At 44.2% G+C, this 17628-nt stretch carries 10 protein-coding genes; all 10 read left to right on the forward strand.

Going from position 1 to position 17628, the window contains the following annotated elements; all coding sequences use genetic code 11:
* Positions 1-190: 190 nt before the first annotated feature.
* Complete coding sequence (locus V7728_RS15285) at positions 191-940, forward strand: FRG domain-containing protein (protein ID WP_099567212.1); 750 nt, start codon at positions 191-193, stop codon at positions 938-940.
* Positions 933-2114: a DUF262 domain-containing protein gene (locus tag V7728_RS15290; protein WP_223252763.1), complete on the forward strand. Its 1182-nt coding sequence runs from the start codon at positions 933-935 to the stop codon at positions 2112-2114. The genes V7728_RS15285 and V7728_RS15290 overlap by 8 nt, the downstream gene beginning before the upstream one ends.
* Before the next feature lie 461 nt (positions 2115-2575).
* Positions 2576-4411, forward strand: a complete 1836-nt coding sequence (locus V7728_RS15295) for a beta-glucoside-specific PTS transporter subunit IIABC (RefSeq protein WP_099567210.1) — start codon at positions 2576-2578, stop codon at positions 4409-4411.
* Between the two features lie 18 nt (positions 4412-4429).
* Positions 4430-5824, forward strand: a complete 1395-nt coding sequence (locus V7728_RS15300) for a 6-phospho-beta-glucosidase (RefSeq protein WP_099567209.1) — start codon at positions 4430-4432, stop codon at positions 5822-5824.
* Between the two features lie 81 nt (positions 5825-5905).
* Entirely contained in the window at positions 5906-6352 is a 447-nt protein-coding gene (locus tag V7728_RS15305) for a universal stress protein (RefSeq protein WP_007407802.1), read from the forward strand.
* Positions 6353-6499: 147 nt separating this feature from the next.
* Positions 6500-7411: a DMT family transporter gene (locus tag V7728_RS15310; RefSeq protein ID WP_012118812.1), complete on the forward strand. Its 912-nt coding sequence runs from the start codon at positions 6500-6502 to the stop codon at positions 7409-7411.
* A gap of 141 nt (positions 7412-7552) precedes the next feature.
* On the forward strand, positions 7553-8617 hold the full coding sequence (locus V7728_RS15315; protein ID WP_099567208.1) for a polysaccharide lyase family 1 protein: 1065 nt from the start codon (positions 7553-7555) through the stop codon (positions 8615-8617).
* A gap of 161 nt (positions 8618-8778) precedes the next feature.
* Complete coding sequence (locus V7728_RS15320) at positions 8779-15795, forward strand: DNRLRE domain-containing protein (RefSeq protein WP_099567207.1); 7017 nt, start codon at positions 8779-8781, stop codon at positions 15793-15795.
* Between the two features lie 65 nt (positions 15796-15860).
* Entirely contained in the window at positions 15861-16733 is an 873-nt protein-coding gene (locus tag V7728_RS15325; RefSeq protein ID WP_099567206.1) for a hypothetical protein, read from the forward strand.
* 135 nt (positions 16734-16868) lie between these two features.
* The gene (locus V7728_RS15330) at positions 16869-17627 is read left to right on the forward strand and encodes an Imm26 family immunity protein (RefSeq protein WP_099567205.1); all 759 of its coding nucleotides are present in this window, start codon (positions 16869-16871) and stop codon (positions 17625-17627) included.
* Position 17628: the final 1 nt, after the last annotated feature.

A 17628-nucleotide genomic window follows, 5' to 3' on the forward strand; every position in this document is an offset into this window, starting at 1 on the left:
ATATATGATATAAATCTCTAAGGAACGAATCTCTTCTTTATTATTATCTGAAGGAGAGATTCGTTTTTTATATAGTTAAACCTTTACAGATACGTAATATTCAACTAAATAAAAAAGAAAGTTAGCCGATAAGTTTATTAGACTACAACATAAAATAAATGACACGTTAAAAAATAGGAGGAAATTTATATTGTTAGATGAACCTATTGAGAGGCTAAGTCAATTTACTGAATTTGTAGAAGCGCTACCTAAAGAGTTTATTTTATCAAGAGGGCAGGAAAAAGAATACGAATTGTTACCTGGTGCCCTAAGGTTGGATAATAACAAAAAGAGGAAATATTCGAGAGGATCAATTCAATATTTTTTAAATGAGTTTAAAGTGAATTGTCACAATTATGTGAAGCAACCTATAGATATCAGAGATGACTATGAGTGGATGGTTTATGCACAACATTACGGCATCCCAACTAAATTGTTAGATTTTACTCATTCACATGTAGTTTCTTTAATGTTTGCTGTTGAAAACTCCTTCCATGAAAATGAAGAATGTGATGCAGAAGTATGGTTTCTAAATCCTTTAGAATTGAATTATAAGTTTGCATCACGTTCAGATATAATTAATATTTCTAATGGTGAAAGAATAAATTTAGATAATTTTGATGGGCCGATAGCATTCAAAGCTAGAAAGTTAAATGAAAGAATTAACGCACAAAATGGGCTTTTTGTATATTTTCAAGATAACTGCCAACCTTTATCAGATTTGAAAGATGAAAATATAATTAGAAGATTGGTGATCAACGGAGAGTGCAAAAAAGATATACTGTCCTCTCTTTATTCTATGGGAATAGGTTATACAACACTTTATCCAGAATTGGAATCTGTTACAAAAGATATAATAATGAAAAAGAGTATTTTAGAATATGTAAGGGATGGTGAGTAACTTGCTAGCTAAAATAAATTATAAACCTCAGGATATCGCTATAAAAGATATTATATCTATGATTACAAATGGATACAAACTTCAAAAGCTAGATAAAGAGGAAGAGCTAGATGATGAACTCAAACTTGATTATACTGATTCAATTATAATTGCCCCTGACTATCAGAGAGATTACAGAGCATCAGTTGCTGACGAAAGTTCTTTAATTGAGTCAATTCTTCTTGGTATACCAATACCACCTGTTTTTTTAGCTAATGATCGTTATGAGGGAGTTAAAGTTTTAAACGTAGTAGATGGACAACATCGACTGAGAGCATTTCATAGGTTTAAAGAAAATCAATTTAAACTTTCAGGACTAAATATAATGGTGGAGTTAAATGGAAAAAAATTTAGTGATTGCGAATTTGAAATTAAAGAGAAAATTTTATCGCACAAACTTGCCTCTATCGTTTTTACTGATTTCCCTGGTCTTGAATTAGAATTGGAGATTTTTAGTAGATATAATAAAGGTACCAAGCCATTAACACCGCAGGATATACGGCATGCTGTTTATAATTCTAAATTGAATAGTTTTGTAAATAAATTTGCTCAAAAAATGAATGATAAAAAGGTATCCAGTAAGATTCAGAGGGCCTACAATGCAACAACAGATAGGGTGAAAAAGAAGAAAATACAAGAAAATATTTTTGTGATAATGAGTATACTTGAAAATGGACTTAATACAGGATACGCGAAATCATCAGTTTATGCTGAAGAGTATATGAAACATAAATCTAAACTAGAAGTATGTAATCCACAACAATCACAAAAGGAATATGATGAGATCATAAATAGATTTAATACATTTAATGAAATAATTGAAGAAATTGGAGAAAGGATTGAGCACCCCTTTTCTAAAGAAATTTATGGTGTCTCAAGCAAAGGGTATAGGTTTCAGATAACTATAGCAATGATACTTTCTGGTGTTATTCACAAAATGATTAAAGAAGGTATCTCACTATCTAGATTAAAACAAAAAGCTGGAATAGATAACTTTCTAACTTATATATCTGATACTTTAAAAAATTCGTATTTAGAAGATCCTAAGTTTAACGCTTCTTCTACAAATGCTCGAGCTATGAACGAATTGATTAACGAAATGAACTTTGAATTCTTACAAGTTGTTGAAGACTAAAAGTTTAAATTGCTATAAGTCCGTAGTGATTAGAACAGCTACGGACTATTATTATAAATTGTACTTTCTTTACTCCACACTGATTTATGGAAAAACTTAATATTAAATTGTTCTATAAGGATATTGAATAGATTTTTGATTACAATAGAAATAGACAAATTATTTTATAAATAAAGCATTAAATGGTAGTTGGAGCAACATTTAAATGTAAGCGTTGACACCCAATAAATCCAGTGCTAAAGTATACATATCAACCCAATATCATTCACCAAGGATTGTTACTGCAAACCGCAGGCAAAACCTAAATTGCGTCAGACAGGGGGAGACCCCCGTGTTCTGTGCAGTTTGGGTTTTTTTTATACCCTTTTTTCGGAGGTGATGCTGATTTCATAACAAAAAAAGCCGGAGAAAGGCGGGCACCTTTCGTCCGGCAGTTCCCCCATTTTTAAGGAGGTATACTCATGGACTATCATAAAATATCAAAAGAGATTTTACAACTTGTCGGCGGGGAGGAGAATGTTCAGAGTGTCATCCATTGCATGACGCGGCTTCGTTTTAATCTATATGACAATGCGAAAGCAGATCGGAGCGGGCTGGAGCAAACGGAAGGCGTGATGGGGACAAATATCAGCGGCGGGCAATTTCAGATCATTGTCGGCAATCATGTGCCGAAGGTGTATCAGGCTTTGATGGAGAGCAGCGGGCTCAGTCATGAAAGCGCAAACAAAACTTCGAAGCAGAAGAAAAATGTGCTGAGTGCCGTATTTGACGTGATTTCCGGTGTGTTTACACCGATTCTGCCGGCCATTGCCGGAGCCGGCATGATAAAAGGGCTTGTCGCGCTAGCGGTGACATTCGGCTGGTTGTCGGAGAAGAGCCAGACTCACAGCATTCTCACGGCTGTCGGTGACGGTGCGTTTTATTTTCTGCCGCTTTTGCTTGCGGTAAGCGCGGCGAGAAAATTCAGATGTAATCCGTACGTGGCGGCCGCTGTGGCGGGTGCGATTCTGCATCCGGATTTAACGGCCCTGCTTGGAGCAGGGAAAAGCATCTCCTTTATCGGTCTTCCTGTAACCGCTGCCACGTATTCATCGACAGTTATCCCAATTTTGCTGGCGATATGGCTGATGTCCTGTGTAGAGAAAGGAATTGACCGCATCACGCCTTCTTCTTTGAAATTGATTGCCGTTCCGATGCTTACGCTTGTGATCGTCGTGCCTGTCACCTTGATCACAGTCGGCCCGCTCGGCGCGATTCTCGGGAATTACCTGTCTGTCGGCGTCAATGATTTGTTCAATCATGCGGGCATTGCCGCGATGATTCTGCTTGCCGGCACATTTTCCCTCATTATTATGACCGGTATGCATTATGCGCTTGTGCCGATCATGATCAATAACATCGCCCAAAACGGACATGATTACATTCTGCCCGCGATGTTTTTGGCGAATATGGGGCAGGCCGGCGCGTCATTTGCGGTTTTCTTAAAATCCAAAAACAAAACCTTCAAATCGCTGGCGTTTACGACGGGCATTACGGCATTGATGGGCATTACCGAACCCGCGATGTACGGCGTTAACATGAGATTGAAAAAACCGTTCGCGGCAGCATTAATCGGCGGCGCGGCAGGCGGAGCTTTTTACGGTGTAACGGGCGTCGCTTCTTACATTGTCGGCGGAAACGCCGGTCTGCCGAGCATTCCGGTCTTTATCGGGCCGACATTTCTTTACGCGCTGATCGGGCTTTTTATCTCATTTGCGGCCGGTATTGCGGCGGCACTGCTGATCGGGTTTGAGGATGTACAGTCCGAACGGGACAAAGCGTCTGAAGCGCCGGGGGTGACGGCAGGCGGAGAAATCATTCACAGCCCGATTAAAGGCGAAGTGAAAGCATTAAGCGAAGTGAACGACAGCGTCTTTTCCGGCGGAATGATGGGAAAAGGTTTTGCGATTCTGCCTGAAGAGGGCGCGGCGGTTTCTCCCGTAGAAGGGAGGGTGACAGCCGTATTTAAAACCAAGCACGCCATCGGCATTACGAGCACCCGGGGAGCCGAGGTTCTCATTCATATCGGGATTGATACCGTCCGGCTGGATGGCAGGCATTTTGAGATGCACGTCAAAGAAGGCGATACTGTCGCACCGGGAGATCTGCTGATTACTTTTGATATCGACGAGATAAAGGCTGCCGGTTTTGACGTGATCACGCCGGTCATCATTACGAATACGGATCAATATTCATTTACAGACGTGAAAAAAAGCGGAATGGTCAAACCGAACGAAGCGCTTCTGGCGTTATCCTGAAAAAGAGGTGGAGAAAACATGAGATTTCCGGAAGGTTTTTTATGGGGCGGCGCAACGGCTGCCAATCAGATTGAAGGAGCTTATAAAGAAGGAGGCAAAGGACTTTCTACGGCGGATGTCTCCCCGGATGGCATTATGTCTCCGTTTCATGAGACAGACGATGCGCTGAATCTGTATCACGACGCGATTGATTTTTATCACCGCTATCAAGAGGATATCGCCCTGTTTGCGGAGATGGGCTTTAAAGCGTTCCGCACCTCCATTGCGTGGACGAGAATCTTTCCAAACGGTGATGAAACAGAACCGAACGAAGAAGGGCTGCAATTTTACGACCGTTTGTTTGACGAATTGAGAAAACATCAGATCGAACCGGTCGTCACGATTTCTCACTATGAGATGCCGCTCGGTCTTGTGAAAAACTACGGCGGCTGGAGAAACCGCCAAACGGTCGATTTCTATGAGCGGTACGCCCGCACGGTTTTCACCCGTTATAAAGACAAGGTGAAATATTGGATGACCTTCAATGAGATCAACGTCGTTCTTCACGCTCCGTTTACAGGCGGCGGCCTTATATTCCGGGAAGGCGAAAATAAACAAAACACGATGTACCAAGCGGCCCACCATCAATTTGTGGCGAGCGCGCTGGCGGTAAAAGCAGGCCATGAGATCATCCCGGATTCACAGATCGGCTGCATGATCGCCGCAACGACGACGTATCCGATGACGCCGAAGCCGGAGGATGTATATGCGGCTTTGCAAAAAGAGCGGAGCACGCTGTTCTTTTCTGATGTACAGGCGAGGGGCAGCTATCCGGGCTATATGAAACGCTTCTTTAAAGAAAACGGAATTACGATCGAGATGAAGGAAGGAGACGAGGCGCTCCTGAAAGAACATACGGTGGATTACATCGGCTTCAGCTACTACATGTCGATGACGGCCAGCACGGCGCCTGAGGATCTGGCGCAATCTAAGGGAAATCTTCTCGGCGGCGTGAAAAACCCGTACCTGAAATCTTCCGAATGGGGCTGGCAGATTGATCCGAAGGGCTTGCGCATCACCTTAAACACGCTGTACGACCGTTATCAGAAACCGCTCTTCATCGTCGAAAACGGACTCGGCGCGGTTGATCAGCCGGAGGAGGACGGAACCATTCAGGATGACTACCGCATCAATTATCTGCGTGATCATTTAATAGAGGCAAGAGAGGCGATTGAAGACGGCGTCGACCTGATCGGCTACACGTCGTGGGGGCCGATTGACCTCGTCAGCGCCTCAACGGCAGAAATGAAAAAACGCTACGGCTATATCTATGTCGACCGCGGCAATGACGGAAAAGGCACGTTTGAAAGAAAGAAAAAGAAAAGTTTTTATTGGTATAAAGACGTCATCGCCACAAACGGAGAAAGTCTGTAAGCGCAATGTTCCGGAGAAAGCCGGCAAAATTGACATTCAGCAAAGAGAGGAGGACAATAAAAGCAGAAAGGCGGGATTCATATGTTTAAAAAAATTCTTGCAGCAGTAGACGGTTCAGACATGAGCAATAAAGCCCTGGACGCAGCGATCCATCTGGCGAAAGAACAGCAGGCTGAACTCACCATTCTCTATGCGGGACGTGAAGCCGTTGTCTCCACATCAGCTTTAACCGGGATTGTCTATGTTCCGGAAAACTTCATTGAAGACATCAAACATGAAGTCGAGCAAAAAGGAGCAGCCATTCTGGAAGATGCCAAGCAGAAAGCGGCAGAAAGCGGAGTAAACGCGGAAAGCCTGTACGTCCAAGGCGAACCTGCGCATCAAATTTTAAACATAGCGAAAGAACAGCATTTCAATCTGATTGTCGTCGGAAGCCGCGGAATCAGCGGATTTAAAGAAATGATGCTCGGAAGCGTGAGCCATAAGGTCTCACAATTGTCTCCTTGTCCTGTACTGATCGTTCATTAAACAGAAGGCCCTGCTGATGCAGGGCTTTTTTCATGAGAAAAGACCGCCGGCTTTCGAAAAATAGGGTGAAATCTTCCTCTGAATCAAGTAAAATGGCTGTTAGTATTTGTCTGAATAAACAGTCAATGATATGGGGGAAGCAAATCAATGCAAGCTGAACAAACATCAAATGCCGTCATCAAAATGGTCATTTCCATGGTCATTTTCGGATCAATCGGCTTTTTCTCAGAACATACGAATGTGCCTTCAATTGAACTGGTCTTTGTGAGATGTCTGTGCGCCTCATTGTTTCTGGGCGTTTGCTGGTTTGGTTCCGGACGGTACCGCACCGAACAATGGAACCGGCGGGAGGTGCTGCAGACACTGGCCTGCGGATTTTTTCTCGTGCTGAACTGGGTGTTTTTATTTAAATCGTTTGAGGAGACATCAGTGACGATAGCGATTTCCGTTTATCATCTGGCTCCGGTTCTCGTCCTTCTTCTGGGGAGCCTTATATACCGGGAGAAACTGCATATGGTGTCCGTCACTTCCATCGTAATTTGTTTTCTGGGCACCGCCCTGATTTCCGGCATCAACGGAAGTACATCATTTTCTCAGCTGATGGGATCGGGTATTATTTGGGCCGTGCTGGCCGCTCTTTTTTATGCTTTTACGACACTGGCCGGGAAAGGCATCAACAGCCTCAGCCCATACGCCGTCACCTGTTTGCAGACCGGATTGGGCGTTATCATTCTTCTTCCGTTCGTCCGTTTCGGCGCTTTTTCTGATTTGTCGCATGTGAACTGGATCATGATTGTGTCGACCGGTATCATCCATACGGGAATTGTGTATTTGCTCTTTTTTGACAGCTTGCGGTTTTTATCCACCCGGTTTATTTCAATCATCGTATTTCTTGATCCGGCGGTGGCGATTGTGCTTGACACCGTATTTACGGGATTTCGCCCCGACCTTTATCAATCTTTGGGGATTGTATTGATTTTTGCGGGAATGGCGCTGTCCCTGATTCGAAAGCAAAAAGCCGTGCCGGCGGAAACTCAGGCAGACAGCACCCGTATATAGGCGGCCGTACCGGCTGCTTTTTTTATTTTGGGGCTTTTCAGCCATAACGAAAAAGCAGACAAACAGATCATGGAAAAAGAGGATAGTAATTGTATAATACTTCTTGTGTTTACAATTTAAGAAATTAAAGGAGTGAAGGGCATGATAAAGAAGACGCGTCATCTCGCTTTCTTGGCTGCACTCGGCTTTGCGCTTTGTCTGGCCATCGTATGTTCCGCATCAAAGCAGGCAGAAGCGGCAGCGGCTTATCCGGATGTGATGCAGGGACTTACCGGATTCGCGGGCAATGCGAAGGATCATAACGGAAAAGCAAAATCCGCCGTATCGGGCGGCCAGGGCGGCCCCGTCGTCTACGTCAGCAATCTCAATGATTTGAAAAATAATGCGGGCGGAACGGATCGCAAAACCATCGTCATCACAAGTGATATTTCTTCCCCGGGTAAAGCCGTCGTGACAGTCGGCGCCAATAAAACCATCGTCGGCTCTTATACCAGCCACAGGCTGACCAACATCTATCTGACCACCGGCTCCGGCTCAAACAATGTGATTTTCAAAAATCTCATTATCAGCCATAGTGCCGCCATTACGGGCAACAACGACATTCCGATGTACATAGCGAACGGACAGAATTACTGGATTGACCACGTGTGGTTTGAAGGACACAGCTACAATCCGAACAGCCACAGTGATTTGGGAAAGCTTCTGTATGTCGGCGCCAAAGCGGATTTTGTGACGCTGTCTAACTCTAAATTCACAGACCATCTGTACGGCCTGATTCTCGGTTATCCGAATGATGATAACGAAGGACGCAATTATATCGGCTATCCGCATATGACGATCACCAACAACTATTTTAATAACGTCTATGTGCGTTCACCGGGCCTGATGAGATACGGCTATTTTCACGCGAAAAACAACTATGTGACCAATTTCAATTTAGGATTCACCATTCATACAAACGCGACTGTCTTCTCAGAAGCCAACTATTTCGGTAACGGAAATGAAAAAGGCGGAATGATAGACGACTACGGGACGGCCCAATTCACCGACACCGGTTCATTCCCGTCGCTCAAGGCCCCGAAATCACCGCGCACCAGCTGGAATCCGAGATCAAATTACAGCTACGGCACCCTCTCAGCCCAGGACGCCAAAAACTTCGCCCAATCTTACGCGGGAGCGCAAAATACAAATCTCCGCTATCCATAATACGAAAAACCGCCGGCAGCCGGCGGTTTTTTTATATGAATAAAAGGTTCAAAATCCCTATAATCCTTAAAATAACCTTAAATACCTAGGAAAATATTGATAAACAATTTCAATAATATTACTATTGTTAAGCCTATATTACAAAAGAAGGAGGAGAACCTATGAAAATAGGAAAAAAGAACAAGTGGAAAAAATGGCTGGCCGGCACTCTTGCGGCAACGCTGATAATTTCCATTGCGCCTGCCGATGTGTTTGCGGCAGAAACGCGTGAAAAACAAGATCAAGCGAAAACCGCCGCCATTCCGGCTGCAGACCCGGAAAAAGATCTTCCGGCGGAAAAAGCATCTGAGCAGATGCCTTTTGATCAAAAAGATATTAATCAAGACGGTGAGATCACGTCTGAAAGAACTGAGAATTCAAAGCTTTACTATGAAGGCGAGGGTGTGTACAAACAGGAAATCTACACAGACCCCATTCATACGAAAGAAACCGCCAATGCGGACTGGGAAGACGTTTCTCCTGAATTGAAAACCGGCTCAAAGGAAGTCGGAACGGAAAATACAGTGCTGAATTCCGATTTTCTGAAGCAAATGAAAAACGGATTATACGCTACATTTGAACACAATGATCATAAGCTCACATACTCATTAACCGGCGCAAAAGGCCCCGATCAGGCTGCAATTACTCCGACAGATGCCTCAGCAAAAGTAAGGGAAGACAGCAACGAGCTTACGTATCAGCAAGTGTTTCCTGCAATTGATTTACAAACCTACACATTTAACGAAAACATAAAAGAAGACCTTGTGCTTCACAAATATGAAGGCTACAATTCCTTCACCTTTCAAATCAAAACCGACCTTCAGGCTAAAGAACAGGAAGACGGCTCTATCGCGTTTTCTGATGATAAAGACAATGTCGTCTACACCGTGCCGAAGCCCTTTATGACCGACTCAGATCTCGACGAAAAGTCAGGTGAAGTCAACAGGTCAGAAAATGTCAGCTTCAAGCTTGAAAAAAACAGCGAAGGCTACTTGCTCCATGTAACGGCCGATGAAAAATGGCTGAAAGATCCCAAGCGGGTTTATCCGGTATCTATTGACCCTTCAACATCAGTATCTGTGTCATCCGATACCTTTGTCATGAGCGCGTACCCGACGACAAACTACTCTGCCGCTTCGCAGAAATGGGACGCCGGATTGAAAGCGTACGTGCTGAAAACTGGATATTATGACGGCACAACCGGAACGAACTACGCTTTTATGAAGTTTGATAATCTAAAGCCGATCAAAAACATGACGGTGACGAAAGCGACGCTCAAAGCGTACACAGCCCACTCCTATTACGGATCAAAAGCGACGGGGCTTTGGCTCGACACCGTTAACAGCAATTACGACAATGCCAAGATTACGTGGAAGAACAAGCCGGGCTCCAAAAACATCGGCAAAGCCGAGGTCTATAAAGGCCAATGGGCAAGCTTCGATGTCACCTCCGCAGTCAAGTCGTGGAACAGCGGCGGCGCCAATTACGGCTTTAAGCTTCACACAAACGGAAACGGAAAAGAGTATTGGAAGAAGCTGATGTCATCAGCAAACTCTGCTAAAAAACCATACATTGAAGTGACATACACGATTCCGAAGGCGGACACGCCGTCTGTCAAAGCGTATCATAACGGAGATTCGACAGGATTTTTCAATATCAGCTGGAAAAAAGCTGAAGGCGCCAAAAGCTATAAAGTCTGGCTTTATAACGGGAAAGAATATCAGGCCATTCCGGTCGGCAATGCAACCTCTTGGAGCACAAAAGGAAAAAACATCTGGCCGACAAAAGCGGAAATCGACTCCGGCAAATATAAGCTGCATACAGACGGAAAAGGCGGAAGTGAATTAGCGCTTAATCCTTCGCCGGTCTATAAAAACTCCGGCGGCAGCTATCCGGCAAGTAAAAATTACTGGGTCGCGGTCAGCGCGGTGTTTGACCAGGGAGAAGGCGCCATGTCTGCGGCCGCCAAGCCCGTCATTCCGAATATTGGAAGAGTTCAGAAACCGAGCACGAAAGGCTTTAATAACAACAACGCCACAGGCTGGTTTGATCTTTCCTGGAAAGCCGTATCAGGCGCAGCCGGGTATAAAATGCAAGTCTTTAACGGCAAAGGCTTTGAAACGCTTGACCTCGGAAATAAAACATCCTGGTCCACAAAAGATCAAAACATCTGGCCGACAAAGGCGGAAATCAGCGCCGGAAAATATGCGCTTCACCTGAAAGACAAAAAAGGCGCGGAATTGCCGATCAACCCGGGCCCCGTTTATAAAAACGCCGGAGGAGATGCGAACCGGAAAACCTACGGATTTAAAGTCATTGCTTATAACAAAGACGGAGAAGCGATCGCCTCACCGGAAGCGAGTCCGGCGCTGCCTGATATCGCAAAGCCGAAAAACCTGACAGGCTATGTCTATACGAACACGAAATCGAGCCAAACGGGTTATGTCAATCTCATATGGGATAAGGTCAAAAACGCCAAAGGCTACAAAATCAACATTTACAACGGAAAAGACTATCAATCATTCGATGTCGGGGATACCGATCATTGGACGACCCAAAACAAACGCATCTGGCCGTCAGCTGATGAAGTGAAAGCGGGAAGATTCCAGCTTCACACGGACGGAAAGGGCGGCGAACTGGCGCTTGACCCTTCACCTGTTTACGAAAACGCAAACGGCAATTACAAAGGGAAGAAGAACTATTCCTTCACGCTGACCGCCTATGACGCAAACGGTGACAGCATACCGACGGCACCTTTTAACCCTGTTTTCCATGAAGGGGCGGAATTCCTCGGAACGGAAGAATTCTGGTCTATTATCGACATTCCGGACGGACAGCTGAACGGCGCGACGGGAAATGTCATCGTCAATGAGGAAGATATGTCAATCGACGGACGCGGGCCGGGGCTCGGGCTCTCCCGGACATTCAACAGCCTTGACAGCTCTGACCATATGTTCGGCCAAGGCTGGTATGCCGATGCGGAAACGTCGATCCTTTCTGAAGACGGCAGAGCCGTTTATATTGATGAGGACGCGACAACACATGTCTTCACGAAAAAATCTGACGGCACGTATCAGCCGCCGACGGGCGTTTATCTCGAACTGGCGGAAACAAGCGACCAATTTGTATTAAAAACAAAAGATCAGACGAACGCTTATTTCAGCAAAAAAGGCGGCAAGCTCCAAAAAATCGTTGACGGACACAACAACACAACCGTATACGAATATAACGACAGCAATCAGCTGACCGCCATAACAGACGCATCAGGGCGCAAGCTGACATTTACCTATGATGAAAACGGCCATGTCACATCTCTTACAGGGCCGAAAAACAAAAAGATTTCATATTCATATGACAAAGACCTTCTCAAAAAGGTGACGGATACTGACGGCAGCGTCACAAGCTACGACTATGATGCCGAAGGGCGCCTCGTCAAGCAGTATTCCGCAAACAGCACGGATGACAAACCGCTGTTCACTGAATACCAATACAGCGGCCACCGTCTGGCCAAAGCCGTCAATGCGAAAAAAGAAACGTACGACTACAGCTATGACGCGGACAAAAAAACGCTGCTCATGACGCAGCCGAACGGCCGCAAAGTGCAGTACGGCTATAACGAAGCGGGCAACCCGATTCAGATGATCGATGATGCCGAAGGGCTGAAAATCACGACCAACACCGTATACGAAGGCAACAACGTCATTCAGGACACCGATCCGAACGACGCGGATGCGGGCAAAGCGACAGAAAGCTATCAATATGATAAAGACGGCAACGTCACAGCCGTAAAAGACAACTACGGCACCGAAACGTATCAGTACAACAAAAACAATGACGTAACGAAAATGAAGGACACCGAGGGGAACGTCACTGATATTGCGTACGACGGGCTTGATGCCGTTTCTGAGACGGATCAAAGCGGAAAATCCTCATCCGCCGCCGTGTATGACAAATACGGAAATCTCATTCAATCAAGCAAAGAGCTGGCAGCTTCGGCGAGCCTGCTGAAAGACGGCAGCTTTGAAGGAACAAAGCTTGGCTGGAATCTCACCGCTACGAGAGACAACGGAAGTATTGCATCTGTAAAAGCAAGAAGCGGCGCGCTGTCCGGACAAAAAGCATTGGAGATCTCGTCACAATCCGCTTCAGCCGGAACAGAGCACGGCCATGCGTCCGCAACGCAGGAAGTGCAGCTTGAGCCGAATACGACGTATACACTCAGCGGCCAGATCAAAACGGATCTGACGAAGGCGAGAGCGTATTTCAACATTGATCTGCGTGACAAAGACCAAAAACGCATTCAATGGATTCACAATGAATCAGGCGCATTAGCCGGAAAGAATGACTGGACGAAACGGCAGATCACCTTTACAACACCGGCCAATGCAGGAAAAGCCATCGTCTATATGGAAGTGGATCATAACGACAAGGACGGTAAAGGAAAAGCGTGGTTTGATCAGGTTCAGCTGGAAAAAGGCGAAGTCTCTTCAAGCTATAACCCGGTGCAAAACAGCAGTTTCACGGCCAAAACAGATGGCTGGAGCACAAGCGGAGCCGCCGCTGACCTTGATGAAGGCTTCGATGATGACAGCTCATTAAAAGCGTCCCGCACAAATGCATCACAAGCCAATGCGGCCGCAAAACAAACCGTTACATTAGGCCAAAGCGCGGACGATAAGCCGGTATATATCACGCTGACAGGGATGTCCAAGGCTGACGGCGTAAAATTTACGAACGACAATGATTACGCTCTTCAGGCTAACGTCACTTATGCGGACGGCACAACGGGCGTCTACACCGCCAAATTCCCGCAGGGGACACAGGAATGGAACCGGGCGGCGGCAGTCATTCCGAAAACAAAGCCGATCAATAAAATCGAACTCAGCATTCTGTTCCAAAAAAGCGCCACAGGAACGGCGTGGTTTGATGATATCCGTTTAATCGAAGGAAGCATCCTGACGAAAAACACCTATGACGAAAAAGCAAACTACGTCACAAAAGAAGAAGACGAACTAGGGTATGCAAGCACTGCTTCATATGACGAGACTGGAAAGAAAATGTCTGAAACCGACGCGAAAGGCGAAACAACCGCCTACGAATACGATCAGGCCGACCAGCTGACAAAGCTGACCCTGTCAAACGGCACATCCATCCTTCACAGCTATGACAAGGAAGGAAATGAGCTGACAAAAACGATTCGGGCCGGCGCAGACCAGACCTATCAATATGAATATGACGTCATGGGCAAGCTCGTCAAAACAACCGACCCGCTCGGCAATGTACTGAAGAGTGAATATGACGCCAACAGCAACTTGACGAAAACCGTTTCCGCCAACGGCAATGAAGTGTCGCTGACCTATGACGGCACCGACCGGGTTAAGTCAAAAGCGTATAACGGCACTGAAAAATACAACTTTACCTATGACAAAAACGGCAATGAAACATCGGTCACAAACAAAGAACAAAATACAACGAAAAAACGCACCTTTGACAACAAAAACCGCCTGACCGAATTAACCGACCGCGGCGGCAGCCAAAGCTGGACGTATCCGGCTGATTCGGATAAGCTGAAAACTTTCTCATGGAGCCACGGCGGCCAAAAAGGAACAAACAGCTTTACGTACAACAAACTTGATCAAATGATTGAAATGAAAGACGGCACTTCAGCCTATACATTTGATTATGATGAAAACGGCAATGTCCAGACATTCATCAGCGGAAATGAAGTCGGCACGAGCTTCTCATATGATGAGCGGAATCTTGTCAGCTCTCTTCATATCGGAGCGAAAAACGGCGGCAGCATCTTCCGGGAAAGCTATGAATACGACGCCAACGGCAACCGCACGGTCATCGACAGCTCAGCGGGCGGAAAGGTGCAGTACGAATACGGCAAGCTCAACCAGCTCGTCAAAGAAACTCATGAAGACGGCACCGTCATTCAATATACGTACGACGGCTTCGGCAACCGGACAAACGTCACCGCCACCAAGGACGGCGCAAGCAAATCAGTCAACGCATCCTTCAACATCATGAACCAGCTGACGAAGGTGAATGACGAAGACCTGTCCTACGATAAAAACGGCAACCGCACATCCGACGGCAAATACACATATACGTGGGACGCGGAAGACAACCTGACCGCCGTCACGAAAAAAGGCGAAGACAAGCCGTTCGCAACATACAAATACGATGAAAAAGGAAACAGAATCCAAAAAACCGTCAACGGAAACGTCACGAACTACTTCTACGACGGAGACAGCTTGAATGTCCTGTATGAAACAGACGCCGACAACAACGTCACTAAATCATACACGTACGGTGACAGCGGCCAGCTGTTATCCTATACAGAGAACGGCAAGAAATATTTCTATCACTACAACGCACACGGTGACGTCATCGCCATCTCAGACAGCACCGGAAAAACCGTTGCCAAATATCAATACGATGCATGGGGAAATCCGACAAAAACCGAAGCGAGCGACGAAGTAAAAGACAACCGCTACCGCTACGCAGGCTACCAATACGACGAAGAAACCGGCCTGTACTATCTCATGGCCCGCTACTACGAGCCAAGAAACGGCGTATTCTTATCACTAGACCCAGACCCGGGCAGTGACGGCGATTCGCTGGATCAGAATGGGTATGCATACGGAAACAACAACCCAGTCATGAACGTCGATCCGGATGGGCATTGGGTGTGGCTTGTGGTAAATGCCGGATTTGCAGCCTATGATGGATATAAAGCATATAAATCAGGTAAAGGATGGAGAGGTGCAGCCTGGGCTGCGGCTTCGAACTTTGGTCCTGGGAAGTTATTTAAGGGTGCTAAAAGGGTTTATAGGTTTGTAAAATCTGGTAAAAACTTCAATTGGAAACATATCAAAAAAGATCATGGACCTAAGTCAAAAGCCCGAATGCCAAATGGCCAACCGAAAAGCAAGTTTAGAAGTGCTAAAACTCTTAGAAGAACAACAAAGGCAACAGCTAGAACTAAACCTGCATACACTCAGAAAGATGGTAGGACAGTACATTATAAAAAGTTTAAAAAGCCTATAGGAAGAAAAACGAATGGTCGGCATACTTATACTGTAAAGGTTGTTAAGTCCGGAAGGTATGTTGTAACAAGCTATCCTTATTGAAATTTATAAAAGGAGAGACAGATTCTATCTGTCTTCCTTTTCAGATACAGGAGAGGATGTCATCCATGGATGAATTAAAATTTAGAGATTTGAATGTAAAAGTAAATGAGGAAGACTCAGTTCTGCTAACGTTGACTGAATCAGAAATAATTGTCCTAACAAAAAAAGAAATTGATTATGGCAACAAATATATTAATCAAATTGATCTGTATTGTAATACGAATGGACAATTCCTGAATAGCTTTAGCATACAAACAAATGAACAAGTTATAAACGTGCAAAAAGTTAGCGATACTTTTTTACTTTTAATAGATAAAGAGTACGAGGACGGAGTTCGAAATGTTGATCCCAACATATATTTGTGGAGTCCACTTAAAGGTTTCTACCAATCTTTTTATGCTGGAAGATACGTTAATTCAATGATAATAGATCAAAATAAGAATCTATGGGTCGGATATGATGAAGCGGGCATATTTTCTTGCGTTGATTCCGAATTAAGCACGAAAGGAATTAATAAATTCGTTTTTAAAAATGGACTATATGAATTATGTGCTCGTGACGTTAATCCATATATTGTTGACCAGTACTATTCTACATTTGTAGATAAAGATGCAATCTATTTGTATTACAGATCAATGAGTGAAAATTACTTGCAAAAATTAAACTTTCTTGGAGAAACATTGGAACGAATTGAGATTGAAATAGAGTGTGCTTCATGCGTAATATCCGAAACATCTAGTTATTTTTTCATTCGTGATGAGGATTCTTATAATATTGAGATAGCTCTGAAGACAAATAATATGCAAAGCTATACAAAACAAATAATAATGGATGAGAATACTGCAGAAAGTATCAGTTTTACACATGTAGCATCATATAAAGATAAATGTGCAGGGATTGATATTAACAACAACCTTTTTCTGTTAAGTAGTTTCTGATACCTTCCATGGGATTCTTCGAGAACTGGTAAGCTAAAGGAATACTATTAAAAATTTAAATACTACTAATATATCTAATAAAGTCCGAGGAAATATAATCTTAAGAAGCGGTATAAAAGAAAGAAGGCCGTTCTATTGGGATATTGGGAAGAAGAATATAAAAACAAGAAAGTTTTACTTAGTGATGAAGGCTTAGATATATGTTTTGATGCTGTAGAGAAATTTTGTGAATTATATAAGAGGGAGCTGGATAGAGAACCGATATTAGAAGAATTCTTAGCAACTTTAGTTACCGTAATGAATACAAATGGAGATTCTTCTTTCACAGAGTTAGTTGATAAGCGAATAGTAGAAATAAAGGCAACGACCAGGAAAGTGAAACCAATAGCTAAAGTAACACCGGGAGCTGTTATTCAAATACCTTTGGATAAGATCGGGAAGTATACTTATGCTTGGGTCATTGAAGGTGATCTATCAAAAAATAAAGACGATGACATTCTTATTCAGTATTATAATATTTTCACTGAAAATACACTTAGCAGAGAAGAAATCATTCGTCTAATGAAAGAAGAAAATAAGAAAATATTTGCGGCTAATACCGGGCACACAGGTTTTCTGCAAGGAGATTGGAAAGTAATATCCAAGATGCCTCAAGAGATAATAGAGAAAAACAGTCATTCTCAATTGAAATTTGTTTTATATGAAGACGGTAAATATCTCATAAGTGAAGGCGATTCATTTGCATCAGAAGATGAATTAGCAGAGGCAGATGAGAAAACAGGCAAGGACATCCCTAACCCATTAGGTATATTTGGACATTCATCTGTAGAATCTATTCTCTATAAATATTTTGCAGGAATGTCAATGGAAGAAATCATAAAGAATGAATTGTAAA

The organism is Bacillus sp. JHAA (assembly GCF_036961585.1).
GTDB classification, from domain to species: Bacteria; Bacillota; Bacilli; order Bacillales; family Bacillaceae; genus Bacillus; species Bacillus velezensis.